This window comes from Romboutsia sp. (genome assembly GCF_051659545.1).
GTDB lineage: Bacteria > Bacillota > Clostridia > Peptostreptococcales > Peptostreptococcaceae > JBOFOR01.
Genome location: NZ_JBOFOR010000013.1, coordinates 1 through 3177 on the forward strand (window position 1 = coordinate 1; position 3177 = coordinate 3177).

At 27.0% G+C, this 3177-nt stretch carries 4 protein-coding genes; all 4 read left to right on the plus strand.

What is annotated here, in order from left to right; genetic code table 11:
- Positions 1-85: 85 nt before the first annotated feature.
- Positions 86-898, plus strand: coding sequence for a hypothetical protein (locus ACRC03_RS00505; protein ID WP_438650583.1), 813 nt, complete (start codon positions 86-88; stop codon positions 896-898).
- A gap of 12 nt (positions 899-910) precedes the next feature.
- Positions 911-1636 carry a hypothetical protein gene (locus tag ACRC03_RS00510; RefSeq protein ID WP_438650584.1) on the plus strand — a complete coding sequence of 242 codons (726 nt, stop codon included), beginning with the start codon at positions 911-913 and terminating at the stop codon, positions 1634-1636.
- Positions 1633-2415 (plus strand): hypothetical protein, encoded by a 783-nt coding sequence (locus ACRC03_RS00515; protein WP_438650585.1) that lies wholly within the window; start codon positions 1633-1635, stop codon positions 2413-2415. The genes ACRC03_RS00510 and ACRC03_RS00515 overlap by 4 nt, the downstream gene beginning before the upstream one ends.
- An 86-nt stretch (positions 2416-2501) precedes the next feature.
- A partial coding sequence (locus tag ACRC03_RS00520) for a metallophosphoesterase family protein (RefSeq protein WP_438650586.1) occupies positions 2502-3177 on the plus strand: 676 nt, incomplete at its 3' end.

A 3177-nucleotide genomic window follows, 5' to 3' on the forward strand; every position in this document is an offset into this window, starting at 1 on the left:
AAAATAGGCAACAGTAGGCAAACTATTGAAAGCCAACCTAAAATTTCGTATCATTATCTTAAGAAACCAAGAAGGAGTGATAAAGATGTTAAAAAACAAATCTAATCAACACCCATTAGGATATAGTGAACAATCCTACCATGGGCAAGCTATAAATTATTCAAAGGACAATAAAAAAGGATTAACAGAAAATGAAAAAATGAGTTTAAACTTATTAGCATTCATAGATAGTATAGGACATATGGGCATTGATACAGGAGATTTATTTTCACAATATAAAAAAATAATAGAAGTAATAAAACCTAAATATATATATACCTTAAAGCACCTAATAAGAAATACTCCAAATACATTAGATAATAGTATATCAATAGATCAAATAAATCTTATGGCAAAAACAGAAGAGCTTGAAATACTAGCTGCTAAAGGTATTAACACCATAGAAGGAGTAGAATATTTTGAACTCTTGCCAGAAGAAAAAGAAAACCTAGAACAAAGTAAATACTTAATCCAAAGCTTAATAGACATAAAAAATATTTTAGAATCCTTAAACCTAGATACCAGTGAATTTGAAGAGTTAGTAAGAAAGTTTTGTGAAGAACTAGACTCTATAAAAGAACAAATAGAATACCTAGCAATAAGACATTTTACTTATTTAATAGAAAATGGATACCATCAACTAGCATCAGCATTATTAATAGGAGCTCAATTCTTAAAGGAGGTAAGTTTATATCTAGAAATAGAACTAGCATCTTATTTAATGATAGAAGAATTTGAAATGAGAGAATATCAACCAGAAGTCTTATGTTCACTATATTATGGTTTTACCTTTGAGGATTTAAAGGAAGAGTTAAATACATCTATAGATTCAAGAGTAGCAGATTTAATACTACTATAAAGGAGGTAGAAGATGAAGATACCTTATTGGAGATGGTTATGCAATAGTAAGAATAATACAAATAAAAATTACTTAGTAGATATAAAGTCTTTAATGCATAACTGGATAAATGGTGAATTGTTAGTTGGAATAAGTGATAGGTTAAAATCTACAAATATTAATGATAATATGCTTACAGAAGCTTTAGAAAAAATACTATTACTATATAAAGAATACGACCAAGAAATAGATGAGAAATTAGATGATTTAATAGAAATAGATGCTTATGGAATAGAAACTATAGAACAATTAATCAATATAAATGACTTTAAAGTAATATATAAGGATCTAGAAAAATTTATATCATTATTGAAAGAATGTGAAGAAGAGGAATATTCATTACTACAAGAATTATCTAATCAAGTATTTGATGATATAAAAAAAGTACACCACCAGGGTTATTTAAACAGAGACAAACTTATAGAAACTATAGAAAACATTAAAGATTCAATACTTATAATGAAAAACCTACTTAAAGATGATATATTAGAAAATCAAATGAGTTATTTTGATGAGTATATAGAAGAAAATAAAGGATTTATACATTTAGGTTATAAGGTATATTGCATGGAATTTATGGATAGATTTATAAATCAAAACCTAGAATTCTATATACCTAATAAAAAAGAATACGGTGACATCAACTTTACAGAGAAAATGTATATTTATTTATTAGATTGGGATGGTGAAGCACAATGAATATAGATGCTTATTATTGGGTATGGGTAGTTAGAGAAATCAATAGAGAAAATACCCTAGCTTACAATGTAAACTGTGACTACTGGATAAATGGTGTATTGTTCACATTGATATTAGATAGAATGAGAGATTTTGGAGTAGATATATCTCCAGTAAATAGATCTTTTAATAGTTTGTTTAAAGTATTAAATGATGAAAATATATTAATAGACTTAGAAATAAAACAAGCACTTGAAGAAGGAAATTTTAGCAAAGACTTTAGAGATAGGCTCGAAGAAATAAGCGATTTTAAGAAACTTCATGTAAGTATGGATTGTTTTGTAGATAGTTTAGAGTGTGTATATGAGCCTAATTATTATGTATTGCTGGAGACCTCTAATGAGTTAGTTAAAAATATCAGAGATATATTCTATGAAGAATATACAAATAGAGAAAGTTATATAGCACTTTTAAATAATATAAAAGCTGCTGTAATAAGTGTAAACAAGGAGTTTAAAAATAAAATATTAGATATGCAGTTTGAATACTTTGCTAATAATATTAATAGTAAAGTAACTCCTACAAATCTAGGATATATGCTATATTGTATGGAGTTTATGAACAGATTTGCTAATAACGTTTTGACCTTTGAAGTAGCTAGTAGAATAGACTATGAGGATGTTGATTTTCCAAGCTATATGTACCAATACCTATTAGATTGGGAAAATAATATAGAGGATTTAATAAAAGAATTTAATGAATTAGAAAAAGAAGAGTATGAAGGCTGGTTAAGTCTATAAAATGTATAAAATTACTAGGTGGATATAAGTTGAAAATAGCCTATATCACCTAGAATTTCTAGATATTGGGAGGATAATAATACTAGATGAAAATAGGAATCACAGGAGATACCCATGGCGATTTAAGCTTTTCACAAATACATAAAGCAAGAAAGGCAGGTATAACTCACTTAATAGTCTGTGGAGATTTTGGTTATATATGGGATGGTAGCATAAAAGAACAAAGAAGATTAGACTATTTAAATAAAATGGCAATTCAAGTTTTATTTATAGATGGAAACCACGAAAATCATAAACTGTTAAATGAATATCCTGTATCTATAATGTATAGAGGGAGAGTACATAAGATAAGAGATAATATAATTCATCTTATCAGAGGTGAAGTATATGAGTTAAATGGAGATAAATACTTTGTATTTGGAGGAGTAAATTCTACAGATATAGAGTATAGAAAAGAAGGCAAAACCTGGTGGAAAGAAGAAAAACCAACTTATGAAGATAAATCTAATGCTTATATTAATCTAAAAAAATATAAATATGAAGTTGATTATGTGCTTACACACACTAGTTATCCCTTAGCACTAACTTACGTAGGTGGTGATACAAGAATTGATGATGTTTCAAATCACTTAGATTTAATAAGAGAAAAAATAAAATACAAATACTGGTTTTTCGGTCATATGCATATGGATTATAATATTTTGGACTTAGATACAAGATGTATTTATAAAGATATAATTGAGATAGATAAATTAAAAAAGC